Below are 22,315 nucleotides of genomic sequence, written 5' to 3'. Positions count from 1 at the left end.
TTTGATATTTGTAAAATAGGTTTGACCGCATTGCCTTTAACAACAGTCATGTCATCCGAAACCCCGCCATCTCTAAATTTGCCTAGGGAAATTACACCCTTACGGATCTTGATTGTCGAAGATGACCCGATGATGCAGCTAGGTCTAGAACAATCTTTAGCAGCGCAGCCAGAAATCACCATTGTGGGACAAGCCGAAGATGGCTACATGGGAGTCGAGGCCGCAAAAAAGTTAAGGCCCGACCTAGTAGTGATGGATATTGGTCTGCCACGTTTAGATGGTATTGCCGCCACCGAGCAAATTAAAGCAGCACTTCCCGATGTCAGAGTGGTGATGTTAACATCTCATACTACTGAGCAAGAAATAATTGCGGCCCTATCTAGTGGTGCAGATGCCTACTGTATTAAAGGGGCGGATGTAGAACGTTTACTTAAAGCGATCGCGGCTGCTGCCGAAGGCGCTACCTATCTTGACCCTCAAATTGGTCGTCAAGTGATCAAGCATCTCTCACCACCTTCTCCGGCGGCCAATGCCAATAATTTGTCGCAGAGGGAGATGGAAGTCTTAAAACTGATAGTCGAGGGCTATAGCAATCCAGAAATTGCTTCTGCTCTCTACCTAAGTGCTAATACAGTCAAGACTCATGTACGAGGGATTATGAACAAACTAGCGGTTGACGACCGAGTTCAGGCTGCCGTTGTCGCACTTCGCTCTGGTTGGGTTTGATCTAATTCTATCTTTGCTGAACTAAATATTCTTTCCAGGGCAGTCCATAGAATCTGATTTCTGATTAGGGATAATCCACACCGAATGAAACTGAATGGATAAAACTCATCGCACGCTCCCCAGGACACGCCTCGTCAACCAGGATAGACGCAGTGGAGTAAACATTCTCATCAAAGGTTCATCGTCCGGTTATTGGCGCGATCCTTACCATTTGCTGCTTACTCTTGAATGGTTTCCTTTCCTCGCCCTAATTGCGGTAAGTTATGTACTCACCAATGCCCTGTTTGCTCTTTTGTATCTGGCGGGAGGAGACTGTATTGAAAATGCCCGCCCTGGATCTTTAGCCGACACATTTTTCTTCAGCGTGCAGACAATGGCTTCCATCGGCTACGGTGCCATGTATCCTCGCACCGACTATGCGAACGTATTAGTTGCTATTGAAGCCTTGGCAGGTTTGACGGGTCTATCAATGGCAACGGGGCTAATGTTTGCCCGCTTCTCTCGTCCTACTGCCAGAGTACTCTTCTCTCAGGTAGCAGTTGTTGCTCCCTACAATGGTGTACCTACACTGATGTTCCGTGCCGCCAACGAGCGTCGTAACCAAATTCTTGAAGCCCAAATGGGTGTCAGCTTAGTGCGCAACGAAATCACGGCAGAAGGGTATTTCATGCGTCGGTTTTACGACCTCAAGTTAGTTCGTAGCCAAACATCTATCTTTTCATTAACCTGGACTGTAATGCACAAAATTGACGAGAGTAGTCCCTTGTGCGGGTTTACAGTGGAGTCGCTGGACGAGGCTGAGGCAGAGATTGTGGTTACTTTAACTGGTCTTGATGAAACAGTTTCACAGACCATTCATGCTCGTCACTCCTACATTGGTTCGGAGATTTTGTGGGGTAAAAGTTTTGTCGATATCTTATTAAGGGGGCGGGACGGGCGACGTGTAATTGATTACAGTCGTTTTCATGACGTCTTACCTGTAGAAATATCCAGAAACTAAATCTCGGCTGAGGCAGCAATCAATTTCATACTAAGTTGTGTTAATCCGAGGAAAACACCTGTTCTCTATTCCACTTAGATTTAACGGTAGTATGTCTGTTACTTCCTCCTGAGCTTGTACCTCCTATCTACCAAAGATACAAAGATAAAAAAAAGAAGGGACAGCAGATGCGCCCCTTCTACCTAATTAAGCATTCAGCAAATTTCTACTCTGGCTAAGCGATCGCTGCCATTTTGACATCACTATTAGCTAACACCTCTTGTAGTTCCTCTGCGTCCACAGTTTCCTTCTCAACAAGCATTTCTGCCAATTTGTCAAGAACATGTTTGTTACCTACCAAAACCTCTTTAGCGCGCTGGTAGGCTTGATCTACAAGCTTACGGACTTCTTCATCAATCGTGGCAGCCGTAGTGTCTGAGAAATCTCGGTCTGAGGCAATCTCCCGACCAAGAAACATGTTGCCATTCTGGCGTCCCAGAGCAACAGGGCCAAGACGTTCGCTCATGCCGAAGCGAGTTACCATCTGACGCGCTACACGGGTAACCTGTTGCAAGTCACCGGAGGCACCAGTAGTTACTTCTTCTTCGCCAAAAATAATTTCTTCAGCGAGCCGACCACCCAAAGCTACTGCCATTTGGTTTTGTAGGTAAGAGCGGGAATACAGGCCAGAATCCATTCGGTCTTCACTCGGCGTGAACCAGGTCAAGCCACCAGCACGACCACGAGGAATAATGCTAATCTTCTGCACTGGATCATAGTCAGGCATTAAAGCACCAACCAAAGCATGACCAGCTTCATGATAAGCAACCAGAGTCTTGCGCTTCTCGCTCATAACTCGGTCTTTCTTCTCTGGCCCTGCCAGTACGCGGTCAATGGCGTCGTTAATCTCATCCATTGAGATTTCTGTGAGGTTGCGACGTGCTGCCAAGATGGCGGCTTCATTGAGCAGGTTGGAAAGATCTGCACCAGTAAAACCTGGGGTACGACGGGCAATTTTCTCCAAGTCTACGTCCTTTGCCAGCGTCTTGCCGCGTGCATGGACGTTGAGAATCTCGAGACGCCCTGCGTAGTCAGGTCGATCTACCACCACCTGTCGGTCGAAACGACCAGGGCGCAGTAGCGCAGCGTCCAAAACGTCTGGGCGGTTTGTAGCAGCAATAATGATGATGCCTGTATTGCCCTCAAAGCCATCCATCTCGGTCAGTAACTGGTTGAGGGTTTGCTCCCGTTCATCGTTACCGCCGCCCAAGCCCGCACCGCGCTGACGCCCCACAGCATCTATTTCGTCGATAAATACGATGCAAGGAGCATTAGTTTTGGCTTGTTCAAACAGATCACGGACACGGGAAGCACCGACACCTACGAACATTTCCACAAACTCAGAACCTGAGATGGAGAAAAAGGGTACACCAGCTTCACCAGCTACTGCGCGAGCCAAGAGCGTTTTACCAGTTCCTGGAGGTCCAACTAAGAGTACACCTTTAGGAATTTTGGCACCAACAGCAGTAAAACGGTCCGCATTTTTGAGGAAGTCAACTACTTCGTTAAGTTCTAGTTTGGCTTGCTCAATACCAGCAACATCTCCAAAGGTTACCTGGGTTTGCGGCTCCATCTGCACTCTGGCTTTGGATTTACCAAAGTTCATGGCTTGAGAGCCAGGACCATTCTGAGCTCGCCGTAGCAAGAAAAATAATCCGACCAGGAGTAGCACTGGGAAAAAGAGGCTGCTGAGCGCTCTAAACCAGAAGTTTTCGTCCTTCTGGGGCAAAACTGAAATGTCTACACCATGCTCACTGAGAATGCTGATCAGTTGTGGGTCATTGGGAAGGTTAACCAAAACTTGGTTGCCATCTGGAGCAACGGCAATTGCTCTAGTGCGGTCAGCACTTAACTTAACCGTATCGATCTTATTAGCTTCAACTTCTTCAATGAGTTTGCTATATTTCCAGGTTTCCTGGGTTTGGCGGTTGCTGCCATCAAAAAACGCTGTTGCCAAGGCGATGACTACTATTGCTAGCAATGCATACAACCCAGCGTTTCTCCATTTTTTATTCACTAGGTGTTACCTCCTAATACTGAGGATGTGAAAATGTCCAATAGGCTTCTTGTATGAACTAATGTTAACCTTTATCAGAATTAATTGACATTCTATAGAAGAGATTGCCTTGAACAGTCTTCACTGAAGCCTTGATCTATCTGCTAGTCTAGCGCTTGTCCTTAGACTGACCCAAGTCTCTGAAACTAGACCTCGACTGGCTTCTTCCTTAAAAAAATAGCGATCGCTATTTTCCGTAGTGTAATACCTGATTTCTAAGGGGAGAGCACAGAGAGGACGCTTCTAGTGAGTCGGTAAAATTTCTGATGATTTACTAGGAGCATCCCCCTGACCATCGGAAACAAGGTAATAAATAACTTTAGTGCTTTGTACTGGTTATAGGGGTAAATTAAATTTACTTATCGGTGACTGGGAAGATTGATAATTTAAAAATATGATAAATTTTATACAAAATTTTTGATAAAGAATTTCATTAAGCTGGTAACTTGTTAACTAGTACTAACTTAAGATAAGTGTAACGGCATAGGAATCTAGAATGGGTAGCCTCTTGCAATCTGTGTTTCTTTGTTGAACAGTGTCTTACACCAAAATCGGCTGTAGGAAATTCACTGTAATATTTGCCAGGTGCTAGATAATTGGAAGCTTTAAGCAAAATAGTCTCCGATTATCTTCAATTGCTGAGGCAAAGGTGCCAAGCATGGGCTTAAGTTCCCTTTATCCAAATCAGGGTGATCAGTGAGTCTCAAGGGAAAACCAGAGGCTCGTCAAGGCTGCAACCAGAATCATCAGTAATGAGTAAGAACACTTTTAATCTAACTGCATCATCCCCTAATGATGACAGCCTCATCTTCTTAGGCAAATTTTTCATTAGCTGGGTGTTTCTGTGCATAATGGCTGACCTCAAGAGAGGTAGATTAATTCCTGGTATGGTCGCTTCTTTTGAGTCTACAAACATTGATCCGGCTTCAGTTTCTGTTGCCACCTGCCTCTTATTGATGGCGGATCTGACTACAGTAGAGATCGATTTTACTAAAGTAAAGGATGCATTTAAGGTTCCTAAACCAGTTATCCTCACCCTAGTTATGAAGTGGCTGAGTAACAGAAGTAGACAGTTAGCAAATCTGCATTATAAGGTTAGCGAGAATCCTCAAGGTATAGAAAACAAAAATATTGAAATCCAAGATCCGTTTTGCCTAACAATCGATTTGAGCATCTATGAGAACCTTCCCAACCCTGAGATTGGCATAGAAATGGTTGCCATTCCTGAGGGTACATTCATGATGGGTTCACCTAAAGATGAAGAACATCGTTCTTACCGGGAAAATCCGCAGCACTTGGTAAAAATTCAACCCTTCTTTATGGGTAAGTATCCCATCAGCCAAGCTCAATGGCGAGCTGTCGCAGCCCTACCCCAAGTTAGCTGTCCCCTAATGCCTGATCCATCTGCATTCAAAGGGGCTGATCGTCCTGTAGAGCAGGTTTCTTGGTATGAAGCAGTTGAGTTTTGTGCAAGGCTTTCTCGGAAAACTGGATGGGAATATCGACTGCCTAGCGAGGCAGAATGGGAATATGCCTGCCGTGCTGGCACGACAACAGCATTCAACTTTGGTAAAACTATTACCCCAGAATTGGCAAATCATCACAGTATAGAAAGTTATGGCTTCAGTTCTAATGGGAAGCAATGTGGTGCAACAACCCCGGTAGGAAGTTTTAAAATTGCCAACGCTTTCGGGTTATACGATATGCACGGCAACGTCTGGGAGTGGTGTTCTGATCCGTGGCACTCAAACTATCAAGGAGCGCCGTCAGATGGCACTATTTGGGAAAGCGCAGGAGATCAGCGGCGTCGGTTACTGCGGGGTGGATCTTGGCGCGTCTATCCTAAATACTGCCGTTCAGCCTTTCGCGTTAGTGACTATGCCAACACCAGGAATAGCCAATACGGTTTTCGGTTGGTGCTATCACCGCCTCTTGACTACCCTAATCTCAGCAAGAACTTATCTAACTGAATTTTAATTAACTTTTGGTTAGTCAAACGGCTCACCATATTCTTCGGGTAGTTGGCAAGATGGCATCTGTTGTGCTTGGTTGGACAACTATCAAGTGAAGCTCCCTCATCAATGATCGGAAATATTTCCGTCAAAAAATAAGTAGATACTAGAGCTTAGGTAGCAGTGCAGAGCAACCACGACAGATGCAGATTACGAGGATAAACATGGTTCAAAAACAAGTTAGCAATGGCATAGCGAATCCAGTTGTCGTGCCTTTTCAAAACCAAGTTAAAGCACCATTAACTAAAAATAAAATTACAGTTTTACAAATTAACTTAGGTAAGCGCTGTAACTTGGCTTGTGCTCACTGCCATGTAGAAGCTGGACCAAAACGGACAGAAGAACTTTCTCCAGAAATTTGTGGACAGCTAATAGAATTAATTCATCGATTCCCCCAAATTAGGACTGTTGACTTAACTGGGGGGGCACCAGAGATGAATTATGGATTTAAGCTTTTAGTAGAAGCGGCACATAAAACTGGTAAGCAAGTAATTGTCAGGTCAAATTTGACCATTTATTTTGAGCTGGGATTTGAGGATATCCCAGAATATTTCGCTAAGCATCAGGTTAAGGTTGTTGCCTCACTACCTTGCTATTTAGAAGACAATGTGGACAAAATGCGAGGTAAGGGCGTTTATGATGATTCAATTCGGGCAATTCAATGGCTCAATCAGCTAGGGTATGGGAGAAATCCTAATCTGATACTTGATTTAGTCTATAATCCACCACTGCCAGTAAGCAAAAATTTTTCGCTAACTCCCGATCAAGCGAAGTTAGAGAAGGACTATAAAAAGTTTCTCAAAGAACATTTTAATCTTGACTTTAATCAGTTATTTACAATCACCAACTTACCAGTTGGGAGAACCAAGTTTCATTTGCAAAGAACCAAACTACATCTTCCCTACCTGAAGTTTTTAGAGAGTAACTTCAACTCAGGAACCCTGGAGCATTTGATGTGTCTCAATGAACTCTCCATTGACTATCTTGGGAATGTCTATGATTGCGATTTCAACCAAATGGAAAGTATAGCAGCCCAGTCTGGTGCAGGAGAAAAGTTGACGGTTGGCAAGTTATTAGCTGCTGGAAGTTTGGACATCATTGAGGAGATTTCCACAGCCTCTTACTGCTATGGTTGTACCGCTGGTTGTGGTTCTAGTTGTGGCGGTGCCTTGATTTAAAGACCTCTCTGTGTCAAGTATCAGACTAAGACCACTTTACCTATTGCAACTACAACCATTGGGGTGGATTTCAGCCCGTTTCTACTGATAACTATTTCTAATAGTGCCATAAATGAGATTAGCACATCTTTGTTAAGTAACGGTTAAAATGTGACCGTTTACTCAAACAGGATTTTGCATGTGGTCATGTCTGTGTTTAGTCTGGCTGTAACTTCCCTAGGCAGAAGTAAAATTTGCCTAGGTTTTGCCGCTTGCCTCTGGCTGCAATCCTGCACCCAAACCCAGGAAGTAACAAAGTTACCAACTGATTCATTACAAGGCAAGCTAGTCTTAACGGGCTCTAGTACAGTGGCACCACTAGCCTCAGAAATTGGCAAGCGCTTTGAAGCTGAGCATCCTGATGCACGGGTGGATGTACAGACTGGAGGCTCATCTCGGGGCATTACTGATGCTCGTCAAGGAGTTGCTAACATTGGCATGGTTTCTCGCTCCCTCAAAGAAGAAGAAAAGGATCTCCAGGCTTTCACTATTGCTCGTGACGGCATTGGTATTATCTTGCACCAAGACAATCCGGTGCAGTCTTTAAGTGATCAACAAGTAGTCGATATCTACACAGGCAAAGTTGACAACTGGCAGAAAGTTGGGGGTAAGAACGCAACAATCACTGTAGTCAACAAAGCTGAGGGGCGCTCTACCTTAGAACTTTTTACCGATTACTTCAAACTCAAGAATAGTGATATTAAGGCTCAAGTAATTATTGGAGACAATGAACAAGGGATTAAAACAGTAGCAGGTAATCCTAACGCCATTGGTTATGTGTCAATTGGAACAGCGGAATACAGCCTTACGAATGGAGTTCCGATTAAGCTACTGCCAGTCAGTGGGATAGCAGCTACCACGGAAAATGTACAGAATGGCACTTTTCCCCTTTCCCGTCCCCTTAATTTGGTCACCAAAACCCAACCACAAGGGTTAGACGAAGAGTTTATTGATTTCGCGCAATCTCCACAGGTGGAAGATATTGTCAAAGAGCAACACTTTGTGCCACTCAAAAACTGACGCAATCCTGATCGGGATACTTCGCTGCTTCGCTCTAGTAGCGGGTGTCATCGTGATTTTGATTATGCTATTTCTGGTGGGGGAAGCGCTGCCAATTCTGCGACAAGTGGAACTACTGCGTTTCCTGAAAGATCCTTCCTGGAATCCCGCCGAGCAATTTTACAACTTTACCCCAATGCTTTGGGGCACCCTCTTAATCACAGTCGGTTCTGTAGTTATTGCCGCACCATTGGGAATTTGTTGTGCAGTTTTTTGTCAGTACTATGCTCCTCCAGTAATTGCCACAGTTTTCCGACGGCTGATTGAGTTATTGGCAGGGATTCCCTCTGTTGTCTATGGCTTTTGGGGTTTAGTCGTGCTTGTGCCCTTAATTGGACGCCTCCAGCCACCAGGAACCAGCTTATTAGCCGGAATTTCCATCCTCACAGTAATGATTTTGCCCACTATTGCCCTGACAGCAGATGCCAGTTTTGCCAAAGTGCCTGCCGACTATTTGCGGGGTGCAGCGGCACTGGGAATCTCGCGTTGGGCAACAGTGCGGGGTGTGGTTTTGCCTGCTGCCAAGTCAGGACTATTTACTGGCTTGATTTTAGCTACAGGACGTGCGATCGGTGAAACGATGGCAGTGCTGATGGTTTGTGGCAATGTCGTGCAGACGCCCAAAAGTTTCTTTGAGCCAATGCGGACGCTCACTGCCAATATTGCCTTAGAAATGGCTTATGCCACAGGAAATCATCGCTCGGCGCTTTTCGTCAGTGGTTTGGTTCTGATGGCAATGATTGTGGCACTTGTCGCTGCAGCAGAAGTGGTGAGTAAGGGGCAAATTTATGAATGAACAGCCAGGAGTTAAATCTCAGGCGTCAGAATCTAGTTTCCTTTCATTTTTTCGGAGGGTTAAGCCCTCTGACAATCTTCCCTCCCTACTTCCCACTATTATTGTCTGGGCAGTCGCTCTTGCTGTAACCGCTGTCTTCCTCTGGATTTTGAGTGATATTATCCGGCACGGTGTGGGACAAATTTCTTGGGAATTTCTCACCAGCGAGCCAGCTAAAGCAGGACGCGAGGGGGGTATTGGGCCAATTATTGTCTCAACTGTTCTGATTTTGGGCGTGTGTCTGGCAGTTTCCCTGCCCATCGGAGTAGGTACGGCAGTACTATTGGCTGAGTTCACGGCTACTGAAAGTGCTTTTGGGCTGCTGGTGCGTCGCAGCTTGGATGTTTTGGCTGGGGTGCCATCGATTGTCTTTGGACTGTTTGGCAATGCCTTTTTCTCGAAGACACTGGGGTTAGGATTTTCTATTTTATCCGGTGGTTTGACCCTGGCTTGCATGGTGTTGCCGATTTTGATCCGCGCCACCGAAGAAGGATTTCGTGCTGTTCCGCCAGATTATCGACTGGGAGCATCAGCATTAGGAATCTCGCGCACAACTACACTCTGGCAATTGCTCTTACCAGCAGCTGCACCTGGATTATTGGTGGGATTGGTATTGGGAATAGGACGTGCGATCGCTGAGACGGCAGCTTTAATCTTTACTAGTGGCTACGTGGATCGGATGCCTGAGTCTTTACTCGATTCTGGGCGATCGCTCTCGATTCATATTTTCGATCTGTCAATGAATGTTGCTGGTGGGGATGCTAATGCTTACGCTTCTGCTTTAGTACTGCTAGTTTTGCTGTTGCTGATCAACGGCACAGCATCATGGATGACTCAGCATTGGTTACATCGGAGGATTACCTGATCGTGATTGAGCCTGAACCTCTAGAGACAATTGAGCAATCATCCCTTAATTGGCAATCGTCTGTGCCTTTAATTGAGACTAAGCAGCTAAGTTTGCATTACGGTAAGAAAGCCGCTTTTACAGACGTAAATTTGCCAATATATGGTGGTTGTATTACAGCACTGGTTGGTCCTTCGGGCTGCGGTAAGACGAGTTTCTTGAGTTGCCTCAATCGCTTGACCGATTTGATTCCTCGTACCGTTGTCTCAGGAAGTATCCGTCTGGGTTCGTTGGATGTACTTGATCCTCAGATTGATGCGATCGCACTGCGTCGCCGCGTCGGCATGATCTTCCAAAAACCCAATCCTTTCCCTTTTTCTATTTGGAAGAACCTATCATTTCCTTTACGGGAACATGGCATAAAAAATAGGGAAGAAATTGATCAGATGATCGAAACGACCCTACAGGATGTGGGATTGTGGGACGAAGTAAAGGATCGCCTCAATGTCCCTGCCCTCTCCCTCTCTGGTGGTCAAAAGCAGCGTTTGTGCATTGCCCGTGCTTTGATTTTAAAACCGGAAGTTCTCCTGTTAGATGAACCCTGTAGTGCTCTTGATCCCCTCTCCAGTGGTCTAGTCGAAGATCTCATTGCTAGTCTGCGAGGAAATTACACACTGTTGATTGTCACCCACAACCTTGCCCAAGCCCGACGCATTGCTGACTATGTTGCCCTATTTTGGGTTCAAAATGAAGTGGGACGATTGATTGAGCACGGTTCAGTACAGCAGATTTTTGAAACGCCCCAGGAGTCTTTAACTGCCGCTTATGTCAATGGTATCAGAGGGTGACTTACCGACATGTCTCTGGCGAGTAAGTGCAGGTTTCTCCAAGACTCTTTGTTAAAGACATTGACTGAGCTTTTAAGCCATAGGAACTTTGGATTACCAGCAATTCATCGTTTTTTTCTATAGGCTGCATTTCTGCATTTAATTGGGCTAAACCTATTCTTTAGATCACCAGAATCCGGTTCGCAATTCATCTTATCGCCTAACCGAAAGGGAGGTGACGAGATCAACTGAGATCGAAGTTAAATTTTTCCTTCTGGAAGCAATTGTGTCTTTAATAGCAATCTAGCAGCATCTTTGTCTACGGGTCGAGAGAAAAAGTATCCCTGTCCATATTGGCATTGCATCGCAATCAGTGGTGATATTTGCTCTGAGAGCTCAATTCCTTCTGCCACTACATCCATACTCAAGGCTCGGGCTAGCTTGACAATCGTCTGGATGATCTCTAAGTTCTCACCCAGTGAACCAATTCGGCTGACAAAGGAGCGGTCAATCTTGAGGGTGTTTACCGGAAAGTGTTGCAAACGAGACAAAGAAGAATAGCCAGTGCCGAAGTCATCAATACACAAATTAATCTTTCTTTCCTTGAGTTGCAGGAGCAAAGCCCTTACCAAATCTGGGTTTTCCATGACCTCACTTTCTGTAATCTCCAGCTTGAGACTGCTAGCCGCCAGTCTTGTTTCCTTGAGAATTTGGTCAATTTGCTCTAAGACATTCGGTTGAGTAAACTGTTTGCAAGAAAGATTGACGTTGATTGTCAAAGGTGGGCTGCCCCTAAATTCTTCTTGCCATGCCTTCATCTGGCTACAGGCTTCTCTGAGTGTCTGCCAGTCTATTAGAGTAATCAGTCCCGTTTCTTCTGCTGTAGGAATAAATTCGTTGGGAGATACCAAACCCCGATGAGGATGCTGCCAGCGTAACAATGCCTCAAAACCCTTAATTCTGCCACTAGCAAGGGAGACAATCGGTTGATAATATACCTGAAACTCTTGCCTTTCAACCGCTCGTCGCAAATCTGTCTCTAACTGCAATCTATCTACAATACGGCGATGCATAGTGCTATCGAACACTTCGTAGCAAGATTTGCCTTGCGCCTTGGCGCGATACATGGCAATACTAGCATTGCGCAGTAAGTCTTCTGGTTGCAAGAAGCCATCATCTCCTAATTGGTGATGATCACTGGTAGTACTAAAAGCGATGCCAATGCTGAGAGTCATGAACACTTCCGACTCTTCAAAGCGGAAAGGCAAATTCAGTGTTGTCTGAATCGCATCAGCTACACGATTGGCAGCGCTAAGATCTTGGATACCTTCTAAAAGAATAGCAAACTCGTCTCCCCCCAGACGTGCCAGTGTATCGGTAGAGCTTAGGCACCTCTGAAGCCGACTAGCAAAATGCTGTAGCAATTGGTCACCAACTTGGTTTCCTAAGCTATCGTTGACCAGCTTAAAGCGATTTAGATCTAGAAATAGCACAGCCAACAGATAAGGCGGATTTTGGGGATGGCTCCTCGAACTCTGTTTGACTCGTTGAACTGCTTGCTTTAAACGATCCATGAATAGAGCACGGTTAGCAAGTCCTGTAAGCTGGTCGTAAAAAGCATTGTAGATTAGTTGCTCCTCTGCCTGTTTGCGCTCGGTAATGTCAAAGGCGTAAATGCGAAAGCACTGGATTTCTGGCAGATAGTGCAGCACTTGTTCGTAATAAACTTTTCCGATTTTTACCTCCCTGCGCAGAGAGCCTTCCTGTTGCAATATCTTTGCCATCGATAAAACTCCTGCCAGAAACGGATGCTCGAAACCAGTTTCCTGTAGATTAGGTAATATCTGCATCGCTTCAGGATTAAGATACTTAACGTTACCCTCTAAATCTGTTTCAACCACAGGATTAGGGTTGAGTAAGGGAAAAGAGGCCAACCGAGCAGTCTCTTGCTCAGCAAATCTTCGCTCTGTAATGTCTCGTCCCACTGACTGAAACTCTAGGAGGTAGCTATTTTCTTCCCCTGTTTTGGTTAAAGCAAGCGAAGTTGGTTGCAGAGAATGAGAACCAGGATAATGAGCCGATTCTTCAAAAATTATCCTATCAGTCCACTGCTGCCAGCGAATATCTCCATTAGACATTATCAGACGATATTCTCTAGTGGCGACTGGGTTTTTCAGGCTCAAGTTGGCGATATGGTGTGGCAATTTATCGCGATATTCGGCAGGAATCAGGGTGAAGAAACTGTGACCAATTAGTTGATCACGAGTTTTGTTAAAGTAGCGACAATACGCGTTGTTAACAAATGTCAGAGTGCCATCGGACAAAAACCGACAAATTGGTTCTGTTTGCTCTTCAACAATGGCACAATATCGTTGTTTATTATGTTGCAAATCTTCTTTTAATTGCCTGTGTTGAGTAATATCAATCCCGGCATAACAAAACAAGTTAAGTCCGCCATTTTTTTTGAATACAGGCTGGCTACGCCACTCTACCAAAAGTTTTCGACCATCCTTAGTCAATACCCAACTTTGGTTGAGTATTGGCGATCTCGCTTCTTCCTCAGAAGCCTGATTTCGCATCTGGACGAAAGTACTAGAGAATTTTTTCCGGTCGGCTTCCCCAATGAAAGTTGATAGGTAATCGCTTTCTACAACCTCGTTGAAGGTGTAGCCTAGAGCGTCAAGAAATCCTTGATTCATCATAAGTGTTTTGCCGTCGGCAGCAACCACAGCAAAAAAAGCTGAGCTGGTTTCAATTAAAGTTTTGACTATGTCTCTTTCTTGGCGTAGCTGTTCCCAACTTTGTTGACGCTTTGTCAATAATTTTGATAGTCTCACTGCGGTAGCCATTAGTTTCATTAGTCGCTCATTAATTTTTAGCAATCGACCAATTAACAAAGTGAGTAAAATGGCAATCAAATAATAGAATAAGGAGACTATTGAATCCAAGTTAACTTGTAACCAAAACAATTCTGGTTTCATGAGATAGTAATGCTCTTTTAGCATATGTAATCCCTCAAAGAATCGACGTTCCAACAATTTGCAAATAAACGCTATTAGCAAGCTTTAGTAATTAACCTCACTACCATTGCTGGAACTGACGTCGATTTCTCAAAGCTTATGACGTCAATTTTCTGAAGGCTAATTATGTAGGATTATTACGGATCTGCTCTGAGGGTTTTAGCCATTGGCTTTTAGGAAAATTCAGCACAAAGCTAGAAAACTACCTAAAAGCATAACTTGTTCCGCTTGGTAAATGCGTAGCTGGAGATGCAACTCTCAAAGCATAGTGCCTACTTGCCTGTATTTCTAGATTGTCACACTGAGCTTAAAACCCATTAGCTAGAAACCCGATAAAATTACCCGAATTTATTAATTAGTCTCAAACACCCTAGCTTTGTGTAACCGATTAGTAGACTTACTCAGGCTTAAATGTCGCACCTGAAGCACATGTTTGACATTTTTATAAGCTCTATTTTACTTCAATTTGCTATATTTATGCATTACTACTTGCTGCTTAGTGTATCAGAAACTTTTTTGTAAATTTTAATGCCAAATGTTGAGTTTTGCTCAAAACAATTGACTTAACTCGATTACCGTAACCAATGAATTACAATAATTGCCAATATTACCAGCAATCTTCAGAAAAATTTGATAATAACAGCCTAGTTTGGTCTTTTTTTATCCCCTCGATTGATCAAAGTTGTCTCATTCCTTCATTTCCTAGCGGGACTTAAACGAAAATAAAGAGTTAATAAAGGTATAATTTAGGCATGGCAGCCATTTGACATTAGAGTGTAAGACAGGAAAGAGACAACCCCCGCCGCCATGCCTCCTTGCTTCGATAGATGGTGCAAACGCTTTGATGATGTCTGGAGACATCAAGCGCAAAAAAGGGAGTTTAGGAACTATATTGGGGGATTATTAGGGGAAAGTGAAGGAAAAAACCTGTCTCAAATGGCGGATAACGCGGTGGGAGTGACTTACCACCGATTACATCATTTTTTAACGGAAGCCCCCTGGAATGCTCAACAGGTAAATGAGCGGCGTCTACTGGTGATGAATCAGTGTAGCCCAACCCGAATAAGTAGAGGATTCACGTTAATTGTAGATGACTCAGGACATAGGAAAAGTGGCAATTTCACGGCGGGAGTAGGACGACAGTACATTGGAGAAATCGGGAAGACAGACAACGGAATAGTAGTGGTAACAACTCATCTATATGATGGGAAAAAAAGCCTACCGTTAGATATAGAGTTATCTCAACACGCTAGTTCTTTAGCTGAAGGAAAAAAAGATATTGAATTCCAGAAAAAGCCGGAGTTAGGCTTAGCATTAATTGACCGCAGCATGAACAGAGGATATCGACCGGGTATCGTATTAATTGATGCTGGGTATGGAAATAACACAACGTTTTTGCTGGAACTGGAAAAAAGGAAACTCAAGTATATAGGAGGATTAGCCAAAAACCGTAAGGTGATAATTGAAATAGGGATAAGTCAACGAGAAGAGATTCGCCTAGATAAGTTAGCCGAATCCTTGTCGCCAAAAGATTTTACCCCTGTTCAAATCAATCTAGATAAACTGAAAACCGTTTGGGTGGCTCCTGTAGAAGTTGAACTCTCACAGCTTGAAGGAAAGAGAACAATTGCTATCGTCATGAATGCCTCAACCTTCGACCAAGCTAGTGATGTTGACTATTTTATTACCAATGTTGAATCAACAAAAGCCACAGCCGATTGGATAGTAACTACCTACTCTCAAAGAAATTGGGTAGAAGTTTTCTATCGGGAAGCCAAAGGCTGGTTGGGTTTATCTGAATATCAAGTCAGAGATTATAGAAGCCTGATAAGACATTTCATGCTTGTGTTTTGTGCCTATACATTTATTTTATGGCACACTTTAACCGGAGGATTAAGACGGCGTTGGGCATCGAAACCTTTAAACACCTTTACTGAAGCATTAGAGGCGTTTCGGACAGCGATGTCTTTCCGTTTTATGGAGTGGTTGAACCACAATCGGGACGTATTCTTTGCTCACAAAGCTGCTTTGGGCTTTGTTTGGGCTTGAAATCTGTCTAAGTCCCACTAGGCATCTTTAACAATAAATGGGCAATATTTAGGTTGTTTTCAAATCTTTATAGAGGGTATTGTTATTCTTTGAGATACATAGATACACGCTTAGCAACTATCTCTGGATAAGAGAAAAAGCATTATTTTTAATTACTCTAAAATTAGAAAATACCATAAGTCTTATCCAATAATTTTTCTTACAGTCATCGAAAAAACTAAACCCTAGCCGTAAAAGGTAGGGTTTAGTTTTTAGTGAAGCATGAAACCTAGATGGCGGATGACGAAATTGAGAGGGAAAATAGTTTACTACTTAACTTAGGCAAAATTCTGATGGTGTTACTTACTCAACCTTTAACGCAGACAACTTGTTTAAGCTGAGCCACAACCTCCACTAAGTCAGATTGATTACTCATTACTTGATCAATCGACTTGTAAGCACCTGGTATTTCGTCTAAAACGCCTCTATCCTTACGACACTCAATGCCCTGAGTTTGCTCAACTAAATCATCCAATGTGAACTGCTTCTTTGCCTTAGTGCGAGACATCAAACGACCAGCACCGTGGGAGCAGCTACAGTAGCTTTCATGATTACCCTTGCCCTTAACAATAAAAGACTTTGCCCCCATCGAACCAGGGATAATGCCATAGTCTTCTTCACGTGCCCTCACTGCACCTTTACGGGTAAGATAGACTTCTTCGCCGAAGTGTACTTCCTTCTCAGCATAGTTATGATGACAGTTCACTGATAGTAGAGGTTTAGTCTGCTTGCCACCGGTAAGATGCTTTTCTACAATTCGCTGGAAACGAGTCATCATAATCTCGCGGTTGCAACGAGCGTAATTCTGCGCCCACTGTAAATCGCGCCAGTAAGCCGCAAATTCCGATGTCCCAGCCACAAAGTAAGCCAAATCTGGGTCAGGTAGACGATATTGAGCCAACTTTGCTAATTCTTTGGCAGTGCTAATGTGGCATTGAGCAAGCATATTACCGATATGGCGCGAACCAGAGTGTAGCATCAACCAAACTTGGTTTTCGTTATCAAGGCACAATTCAATAAAGTGGTTGCCACCACCGAGAGAACCCAGTTGTTTCATCGCCTTGCCATCCAAACGCTGCACTCCTGAGTGCAATTCCTTGAAATCGCCCCAACCCTGCCAGTTGGTTACCGCTTTCTCAACGTCTTTATTTTGCTCAAAGCCAACCGGAATAGCTGCTTCAATATCCAGCCTAATTTTTTTGAGTTTTCCTTCCAATTGCTTAGCAACGAATGGTGTTTTAATCGCCGCCATACCGCAACCAATATCTACCCCCACGGCGGCTGGAATTACTGCGTCTTTAGTAGCTAGCACAGAACCCACAAGAGCACCCTTACCTAGATGAACATCCGGCATCAGTGCCACATGCTTGAAGACAAACGGCAGCGAAGCCACATTTTTTGCCATTTTTGTTTCCTGAGAGCCAAGGGCATGATTTGCCCAAGAGAGAACCGGCTTTGGGGTGGTAATTTCTAGCTTCTCGTATGGCATAAAATTTAGCCTCTAACAGCGTTTGAATAAGATACTAGATGACAGATGTGCGTTGATAGCGGTTTTGACGACAACTACCGCCTATTACTGTCATTTTTGGCGTAACTTGCCTCTATTAATTAAGTAATCAAGACTGACAAGAGATTGCCCTGGCATTAAGTCTTTATGTTACAAATATACTACAAAAAACACCTATCTGTAATCTGAATTAGACACCACTGGTCAAGCCTGGGTGTAAGGGATAAACTACTTTAAGATTTGTAAAAAGGGTAGAGTCGTTTTGCTTTGCTCAGTGTTACAGCAGTCCAAGACAACACAGGTTTCAAGCCATGCCAGTTCGTAAGGACACAATTTGGGAACGTTTCTTATCACCGATTGTCAGAAGCTTGATTGATGAAGAAAAGCTGCGACAGTTTTACGAAAGCACAGACTGGCAAGCCGAAAGCGATCGCTTCCGACGCTCCGATTTAGTTTATCCTCACTATTACAGTAGTCAGAACTTCCATGGAATTGAGGGCGGCTATCTCAATGGTGGTGCGGCAACCACCTACGATCCGATTACTCAATACGTTTTACCACCAAACGAAACTTGGATACGCCAAGGTTTAATTGATGCTATTAAAGGACAACCCAAGAGGATTTTAGACTTAGGCTGCGGCACGGGTTCGACAACCTTAATGTTGAAGCAAGCTTTTCCCCGAGCACAAGTAGTTGGTTTGGACTTGTCGCCTTATATGCTGGTAATGGCAAACTACAAAGCTCAAAGAGCCGGGTTAGATATTCAGTGGCATCACGGCAATGCTGAAGTAACGGGCTTTCCCGAAGCTTCATTTGACTTGGTTTCGGCATCTTTGTTGTTTCACGAGACACCGCCCACAGTGGCTAAATCGATTCTGCGTGAATGTTTCGGGTTATTAAAACCCGGAGGACAAGTCTTGATTCTCGATGGCAATCAGAAAACTTTACGTCAAGTGGATTGGCTAACTGAAGTTTTTGAAGAACCGTATATCAAGGATTACGCTGTTAGTAGTGTTGATGCCTGGATGGGAGCAGCAGGTTTTGCTACAGTGCAAACACAGGATTTGTGGTGGGTACATCAAATAACCCAAGGAATGAAACCTATTCCGGTTAAAGATACGGCTGTGTCAGCTTCTCAGGTAGATACCAAGAGCAATTTAGAAGATTTTGGTTCCAATGGCTTTCCCGCCCCAGCTTTTTAGTACAGCAGCATGACTCTAAAAGCAGTTCTGTTTGATTTCAACGGCGTAATTATTAATGATGAGGTAATTCACCAACAGCTAATTGAAGAAATTCTCATCGGAGAAAATTTACGTCCCTCGGCAGATGAGTACCGTGATGTTTGTTTGGGTAGAAGTGATCGCGCCTGTCTGCGGGAGTTACTTAAGCTTCGGGGTAGGTTAGTTAAGGAAAGTTACTTAACTGAACTAGTCAAGCGTAAAAGCGAAAGTTATCAGCGCCAGTTAGCCACCCTAGATAAACTGCCCATCTATCCTGGTTTAGAGGATTTGATTTTCAAAATTCGTGTTGCTCGATTGCCGATGGGTATTGTTACTGGGGCAACTCGTGAGGAGGTAGAGTTGGTGCTCAGTAGCGCTAAATTAGCACAAAATTTTACGGTAATGGTTACTGGAGAAGATGTAACGATTAGTAAACCAGAACCAGATGGTTATCTTCTCGCCGTAGAAAGACTAAATCAAAAGTATCCTGAACTGAGGGCGCAAGCCTCTGAATGTCTGGTTATTGAAGATACTTTCGCAGGGATCGAAGCTGCTAAACGAGCTGGAATGTCAGTAGTAGGCGTGGCAAATACCTATCCCTTTCACATGCTTCAGCGTCAGGCAAATTGGACTGTAGATTACCTTCACGAGTTAGAACTAGATCGAGTGCAGCAGCTTTATCAGCAAAAGCTGCCTCAACAAACGAGAAGGTTAGGTTGAAGATACAGTCAATTCAGCCTCTATGACTACCCCTAAGTGGGAGAGACTAGTAGGCTCTGAATGCTAAAATATTCTTGCATGGTATGGGGAATTAGCTCAATTGGTAGAGTGCTGCGATCGCACCGCAGAGGTAACGGGTTCGAATCCCGTATTCTCCATAATCGCTTTTAACCTTAGTTTTAGGTAATTTTCCAAGAAAGAACTTACCACAATATCGTCAATTTATCCTGATTTTTAAGTCAAGTTATTCATCCCTTTGTTAAGGGTCTGGTAACTCTTGTATCATATTGCGTGATTTCGCCTCTGGAATTTCTAGATTCGGGTATCTTAAAAAAAATGAATAAATTATTAAAGAACTCTAAAAGTAAGCTAATGTTCTAAACTAAATCACGATACGGGACTATAAAATCAGTTTTCTCGTAGCTCCCCTAATGCGCCTACTTTGATCTATTCAGGAGATTTCATGAATCCTACAATGCTGCGCCAGTTATGGTCTTTAATTGAGAAGACTCAAGCCAATCTTTTGCTGAAATTGGATGATGCCAGCCTGGTGCAGTCCCTGCTGCAGCAATTTAAACAAGAGAGGACACTGAATCACGAGGAAATTCACATCCTGAATGACTATCTTTACAATCGGCTATCTTTAATTCGAGATCTAGCTCAGCAACGCTATTAAATTAAGTAACAGTGATTCTCAGAATTAACAGCGACTGATAGTACCGTAGATTGCTTAATTTTCTGGTTTGCTAGCATTTTAACAACAATAAAACACACTAGAATACACCGAATTTTTCTAGTAAATCTGCTGCTAGCTAACAGGTTAAAGTGTATTCGTTATGGTAATAGTGGAAGTAAAAAAGCGTTTATGCGTAAATGGAGTTGGTTGCTGCTAGCGGTCATGATTTTTGTAGCTCCTCTAGCAGCTTGTAGAAGCCGTTCTGGCGATACCTCAGCTCAAGGAGGCAGCGCCTCAGGGTCGAGCTTGCTTAATAAAGTGACAGAACGTGGCAAAATTCTGTGTGGAGTTAGTGGAAATTTACCTGGTTTTAGCTATGTGGAGCAGCAGGGTAATTACTCTGGACTAGATGTAGATATCTGCCGTGCTATAGCTGTAGCAATGTTTGATGATCCAGAAGCTGTAGAGTTTCGCAACCTTAATGCCAAAGAGAGATTTACAGCATTGCAATCAGGCGAAATAGATATTCTTAGCCGTAATACGACATGGACGATCAGCCGTGATACTTCTGTAGGTCTAGAGTTTGCGCCTACCGTATTTTACGACGGTCAGGGAATGATGGTGAAAAAAGGTTCCGGCATCACCGAATTGAAAGGCTTTGAGGGGAAATCAGTCTGCGTTCAGACGGGAACCACCAATGAGCAGAACCTAGCAGACCAGATGAGTAAACTAGGCGTCAAGTACACACCCATTGTCTTTGAAGATGTCAACGCCACTTACGAAGCCTATGCGCAAGATCGCTGCGAAGGTGTTACGAGCGATCGCTCTCAGTTAGTATCTCGCCGTAGTGTGCTACCGAATCCTGATAACCATGAAGTTCTTAAGGTAGTGATGTCAAAAGAACCTCTAGCACCAGCAGTTAAAGACGGCGATTCCCAATGGTTTGATACAGTGAAGTGGGTAATCTTCGGCCTGATCGAGGCAGAAGAACAGGGAATTAACTCCCAGAACATTGACCAATTTGCTAATAGCAATGATCCAGTAGTCAAGCGATTACTGGGGACAGAAGGAGATTTAGGTAAAGGCTTAGGTCTGTCTAACGATTTTATGGCACGTGCCATTAGAAAAGTCGGCAACTACGGCGAGATTTACGAGCGTAACCTCGGTGCTAACACGCCATTTAAATTGGAACGGAGCCAGAACGACATCTGGGAAAATGGTGGTTTAATGTATGCACCACCGTTCCGCTAAAGTCAGCCAATGAGTAGGTTACCTCAACCAGGCAACACCCACAATGGCATCAACTGGAGACAGTTGCTACGGGATGTCCGATTCTGGAAAATTGCCGGACAGGTAATTGCTATCGTTGTGCTAGTCAGCGTGGTGGCAATCTTCACCGACAATCTCCTCTATAACTTAGGGCGATTAAACATCGAGCTAGGATTTGACTTCTTAGATTCCCAAGCGTCCTTCGATATTGGTGAGAGTTCGATTGCCTACGACCGTTCCAGTAGCTATGCTAGGGCGCTCTTGGTCGGGTTGATTAACTCCTTAAAGGTAACAGGGCTGGGGCTGATTTTCGCGACAATTATCGGCTTAGTAGCAGGAATTGCCCGTCTCTCCGATAACTGGCTACTACGGAAGCTTGCCTTAGTATATGTTGAGATATTTCGTAACTTACCTTTACTGCTGCAACTTTTCTTCTGGTACTTTGCCGTTTTCTTAAAACTACCGCCTGTAGAGAAAGCGATCGCACTACCAGGTAGAATCTTTTTCTCTAATCGCGGTGTGTTTCTTCCCTGGTTTTCCAGCCATCAAGCCACAGCTATCTGGTTAGTGTTGCTGGGGGTGGGAGTTGTGGCGGCACTTGGGGGCTGGCGTTGGCGATCGCAGATGATGGTCGAGCAAGGTCGCCCCAGTTTCCCCGTGCTGTGGGCATCTGGAGTGTTTCTCTGCGCCGTTCTGCTAGCTTTAATTATTACCAAGACAGGGCCATTCCTCTTCAGTCTGCCCCAAATGAACGATGCTGCACAACTAGAGGGCGGATTACGGCTAACTCCAGAATTTTGCACCATCCTCGTTGGACTGGTAGTTTATACTGGCAGCTTCATCGCCGAGATTGTCAGAGGGGGAATTCAGTCAGTTCCCCAAGGTCAGAGGGAAGCAGGAAGCGCCTTAGGATTAAAATCAGGTCAGCTAATGCGACTGGTGATTTTGCCCCAAGCGTTGAGAGTAATTATTCCTCCACTGACAAGTCAGTATCTCAACTTAGCCAAAAATTCTAGTTTAGCGATCGCGATCGGTTTCCCCGACATTTATTTTGTTGCCTCTACCACCTTTAACCAGACAGGTAGGGCTGTTGAAGTCATGTTGTTAATTATGGTTACCTACCTCACAATCAGCCTAACCATCTCCGTACTAATGAATCTCTTCAACCAGCAAGTGCAAATTAAGGAGAGGTAAGCTAAG

The 22,315-nt window shown here is 44.2% G+C and carries 17 protein-coding genes and 1 tRNA gene; 15 read left to right on the top strand and 3 right to left on the bottom strand.

Going from position 1 to position 22,315, the window contains the following annotated elements:
- Positions 1 to 48 precede the first annotated feature (48 nt).
- Complete coding sequence (locus tag ACT7WV_RS01640; protein WP_445101221.1) at positions 49 to 726, top strand: response regulator; 678 nt, start codon at positions 49 to 51, stop codon at positions 724 to 726.
- 94 nt (positions 727 to 820) lie between these two features.
- Entirely contained in the window at positions 821 to 1,726 is a 906-nt protein-coding gene (locus tag ACT7WV_RS01635) for an ion channel (protein ID WP_445101220.1), read from the top strand.
- A gap of 214 nt (positions 1,727 to 1,940) precedes the next feature.
- Here the strand turns inward: ACT7WV_RS01635 and ftsH3 are convergent, their stop codons facing one another.
- Entirely contained in the window at positions 1,941 to 3,782 is a 1,842-nt protein-coding gene (gene ftsH3 / locus ACT7WV_RS01630; RefSeq protein ID WP_445101219.1) for an ATP-dependent zinc metalloprotease FtsH3, read from the bottom strand.
- A gap of 890 nt (positions 3,783 to 4,672) precedes the next feature.
- On the opposite strand from ftsH3, the gene ACT7WV_RS01625 reads away from it, so the two are divergent.
- The 6 genes from ACT7WV_RS01625 to ACT7WV_RS01600 all read left to right on the top strand — a co-directional run bounded on the left by ACT7WV_RS01625 (position 4,673) and on the right by ACT7WV_RS01600 (position 10,636).
- Positions 4,673 to 5,791 carry a formylglycine-generating enzyme family protein gene (locus tag ACT7WV_RS01625; RefSeq protein ID WP_445101218.1) on the top strand — a complete coding sequence of 373 codons (1,119 nt, stop codon included), beginning with the start codon at positions 4,673 to 4,675 and terminating at the stop codon, positions 5,789 to 5,791.
- Between the two features lie 206 nt (positions 5,792 to 5,997).
- Positions 5,998 to 7,011 carry an arsenosugar biosynthesis radical SAM (seleno)protein ArsS gene (gene arsS / locus ACT7WV_RS01620; protein ID WP_463424137.1) on the top strand — a complete coding sequence of 338 codons (1,014 nt, stop codon included), beginning with the start codon at positions 5,998 to 6,000 and terminating at the stop codon, positions 7,009 to 7,011.
- 186 nt (positions 7,012 to 7,197) lie between these two features.
- Positions 7,198 to 8,070 carry a phosphate ABC transporter substrate-binding protein gene (locus ACT7WV_RS01615; protein ID WP_463424205.1) on the top strand — a complete coding sequence of 291 codons (873 nt, stop codon included), beginning with the start codon at positions 7,198 to 7,200 and terminating at the stop codon, positions 8,068 to 8,070.
- Positions 8,051 to 8,905, top strand: a complete 855-nt coding sequence (gene pstC, locus ACT7WV_RS01610) for a phosphate ABC transporter permease subunit PstC (RefSeq protein ID WP_463424136.1) — start codon at positions 8,051 to 8,053, stop codon at positions 8,903 to 8,905. The genes ACT7WV_RS01615 and pstC overlap by 20 nt, the downstream gene beginning before the upstream one ends.
- Positions 8,898 to 9,809 (top strand): phosphate ABC transporter permease PstA, encoded by a 912-nt coding sequence (gene pstA / locus ACT7WV_RS01605; protein ID WP_445101215.1) that lies wholly within the window; start codon positions 8,898 to 8,900, stop codon positions 9,807 to 9,809. The genes pstC and pstA overlap by 8 nt, the downstream gene beginning before the upstream one ends.
- Complete coding sequence (locus ACT7WV_RS01600) at positions 9,770 to 10,636, top strand: phosphate ABC transporter ATP-binding protein (RefSeq protein WP_445101214.1); 867 nt, start codon at positions 9,770 to 9,772, stop codon at positions 10,634 to 10,636. Before pstA ends, ACT7WV_RS01600 begins: the two co-directional genes overlap by 40 nt.
- Positions 10,637 to 10,875: 239 nt before the next feature.
- On the opposite strand, the gene ACT7WV_RS01595 is transcribed toward ACT7WV_RS01600, so the two are convergent.
- Positions 10,876 to 13,473, bottom strand: a complete 2,598-nt coding sequence (locus ACT7WV_RS01595) for a sensor domain-containing protein (protein WP_445101213.1) — start codon at positions 13,471 to 13,473, stop codon at positions 10,876 to 10,878.
- A gap of 969 nt (positions 13,474 to 14,442) precedes the next feature.
- Between ACT7WV_RS01595 and ACT7WV_RS01590 the strand changes: the two genes are divergently transcribed.
- Positions 14,443 to 15,684, top strand: a complete 1,242-nt coding sequence (locus ACT7WV_RS01590) for an IS701 family transposase (RefSeq protein ID WP_445101212.1) — start codon at positions 14,443 to 14,445, stop codon at positions 15,682 to 15,684.
- A gap of 346 nt (positions 15,685 to 16,030) precedes the next feature.
- Here ACT7WV_RS01590 and ACT7WV_RS01585 read toward each other — a convergent pair whose 3' ends face one another.
- Positions 16,031 to 17,212 (bottom strand): RtcB family protein, encoded by a 1,182-nt coding sequence (locus ACT7WV_RS01585; protein WP_445101211.1) that lies wholly within the window; start codon positions 17,210 to 17,212, stop codon positions 16,031 to 16,033.
- Between the two features lie 329 nt (positions 17,213 to 17,541).
- Here ACT7WV_RS01585 and ACT7WV_RS01580 point away from each other — a divergent pair, with 329 nt between their 5' ends.
- The 6 genes from ACT7WV_RS01580 (at position 17,542) to ACT7WV_RS01555 (ending at position 22,309) form a co-directional block, all read left to right on the top strand.
- Positions 17,542 to 18,432 carry a class I SAM-dependent methyltransferase gene (locus ACT7WV_RS01580; protein WP_445101210.1) on the top strand — a complete coding sequence of 297 codons (891 nt, stop codon included), beginning with the start codon at positions 17,542 to 17,544 and terminating at the stop codon, positions 18,430 to 18,432.
- A gap of 9 nt (positions 18,433 to 18,441) precedes the next feature.
- Positions 18,442 to 19,170, top strand: coding sequence for an HAD family hydrolase (locus tag ACT7WV_RS01575; protein ID WP_445101209.1), 729 nt, complete (start codon positions 18,442 to 18,444; stop codon positions 19,168 to 19,170).
- Between the two features lie 85 nt (positions 19,171 to 19,255).
- Positions 19,256 to 19,328 (top strand) — tRNA-Ala (locus ACT7WV_RS01570).
- Positions 19,329 to 19,633: 305 nt separating this feature from the next.
- The gene (locus ACT7WV_RS01565) at positions 19,634 to 19,846 is read left to right on the top strand and encodes a hypothetical protein (RefSeq protein WP_445101208.1); all 213 of its coding nucleotides are present in this window, start codon (positions 19,634 to 19,636) and stop codon (positions 19,844 to 19,846) included.
- 189 nt (positions 19,847 to 20,035) lie between these two features.
- The gene (locus ACT7WV_RS01560) at positions 20,036 to 21,097 is read left to right on the top strand and encodes an amino acid ABC transporter substrate-binding protein (RefSeq protein WP_445101207.1); all 1,062 of its coding nucleotides are present in this window, start codon (positions 20,036 to 20,038) and stop codon (positions 21,095 to 21,097) included.
- A gap of 9 nt (positions 21,098 to 21,106) precedes the next feature.
- Entirely contained in the window at positions 21,107 to 22,309 is a 1,203-nt protein-coding gene (locus tag ACT7WV_RS01555; protein WP_445101206.1) for an amino acid ABC transporter permease, read from the top strand.
- The last annotated feature ends 6 nt before the right edge of the window (positions 22,310 to 22,315 follow it).

Source organism: Symploca atlantica LB2515, assembly GCF_052546295.1.
Note: the sequence above shows the minus strand (reverse complement) of the source record. Positions and strands in the feature narration are given on the sequence as shown.

Coding starts and splice junctions, on each gene's coding strand:
- arsS (WP_463424137.1), top strand. CDS start 5,998: ATGGTTCAAAAACAAGTTAGCAATGGCATAGCGAATCCAGTTGTCGTG.
- ACT7WV_RS01585 (WP_445101211.1), bottom strand. CDS start 17,212: ATGCCATACGAGAAGCTAGAAATTACCACCCCAAAGCCGGTTCTCTCT.
- ACT7WV_RS01560 (WP_445101207.1), top strand. CDS start 20,036: ATGCGTAAATGGAGTTGGTTGCTGCTAGCGGTCATGATTTTTGTAGCT.
- ACT7WV_RS01640 (WP_445101221.1), top strand. CDS start 49: ATGTCATCCGAAACCCCGCCATCTCTAAATTTGCCTAGGGAAATTACA.
- ACT7WV_RS01575 (WP_445101209.1), top strand. CDS start 18,442: ATGACTCTAAAAGCAGTTCTGTTTGATTTCAACGGCGTAATTATTAAT.
- ACT7WV_RS01555 (WP_445101206.1), top strand. CDS start 21,107: ATGAGTAGGTTACCTCAACCAGGCAACACCCACAATGGCATCAACTGG.
- ACT7WV_RS01615 (WP_463424205.1), top strand. CDS start 7,198: ATGTCTGTGTTTAGTCTGGCTGTAACTTCCCTAGGCAGAAGTAAAATT.
- ACT7WV_RS01600 (WP_445101214.1), top strand. CDS start 9,770: ATGGATGACTCAGCATTGGTTACATCGGAGGATTACCTGATCGTGATT.
- ACT7WV_RS01595 (WP_445101213.1), bottom strand. CDS start 13,473: ATGAAACTAATGGCTACCGCAGTGAGACTATCAAAATTATTGACAAAG.
- ACT7WV_RS01590 (WP_445101212.1), top strand. CDS start 14,443: ATGCCTCCTTGCTTCGATAGATGGTGCAAACGCTTTGATGATGTCTGG.
- ACT7WV_RS01625 (WP_445101218.1), top strand. CDS start 4,673: ATGGCTGACCTCAAGAGAGGTAGATTAATTCCTGGTATGGTCGCTTCT.
- pstA (WP_445101215.1), top strand. CDS start 8,898: ATGAATGAACAGCCAGGAGTTAAATCTCAGGCGTCAGAATCTAGTTTC.
- ACT7WV_RS01565 (WP_445101208.1), top strand. CDS start 19,634: ATGAATCCTACAATGCTGCGCCAGTTATGGTCTTTAATTGAGAAGACT.
- ACT7WV_RS01580 (WP_445101210.1), top strand. CDS start 17,542: ATGCCAGTTCGTAAGGACACAATTTGGGAACGTTTCTTATCACCGATT.
- ACT7WV_RS01635 (WP_445101220.1), top strand. CDS start 821: ATGGATAAAACTCATCGCACGCTCCCCAGGACACGCCTCGTCAACCAG.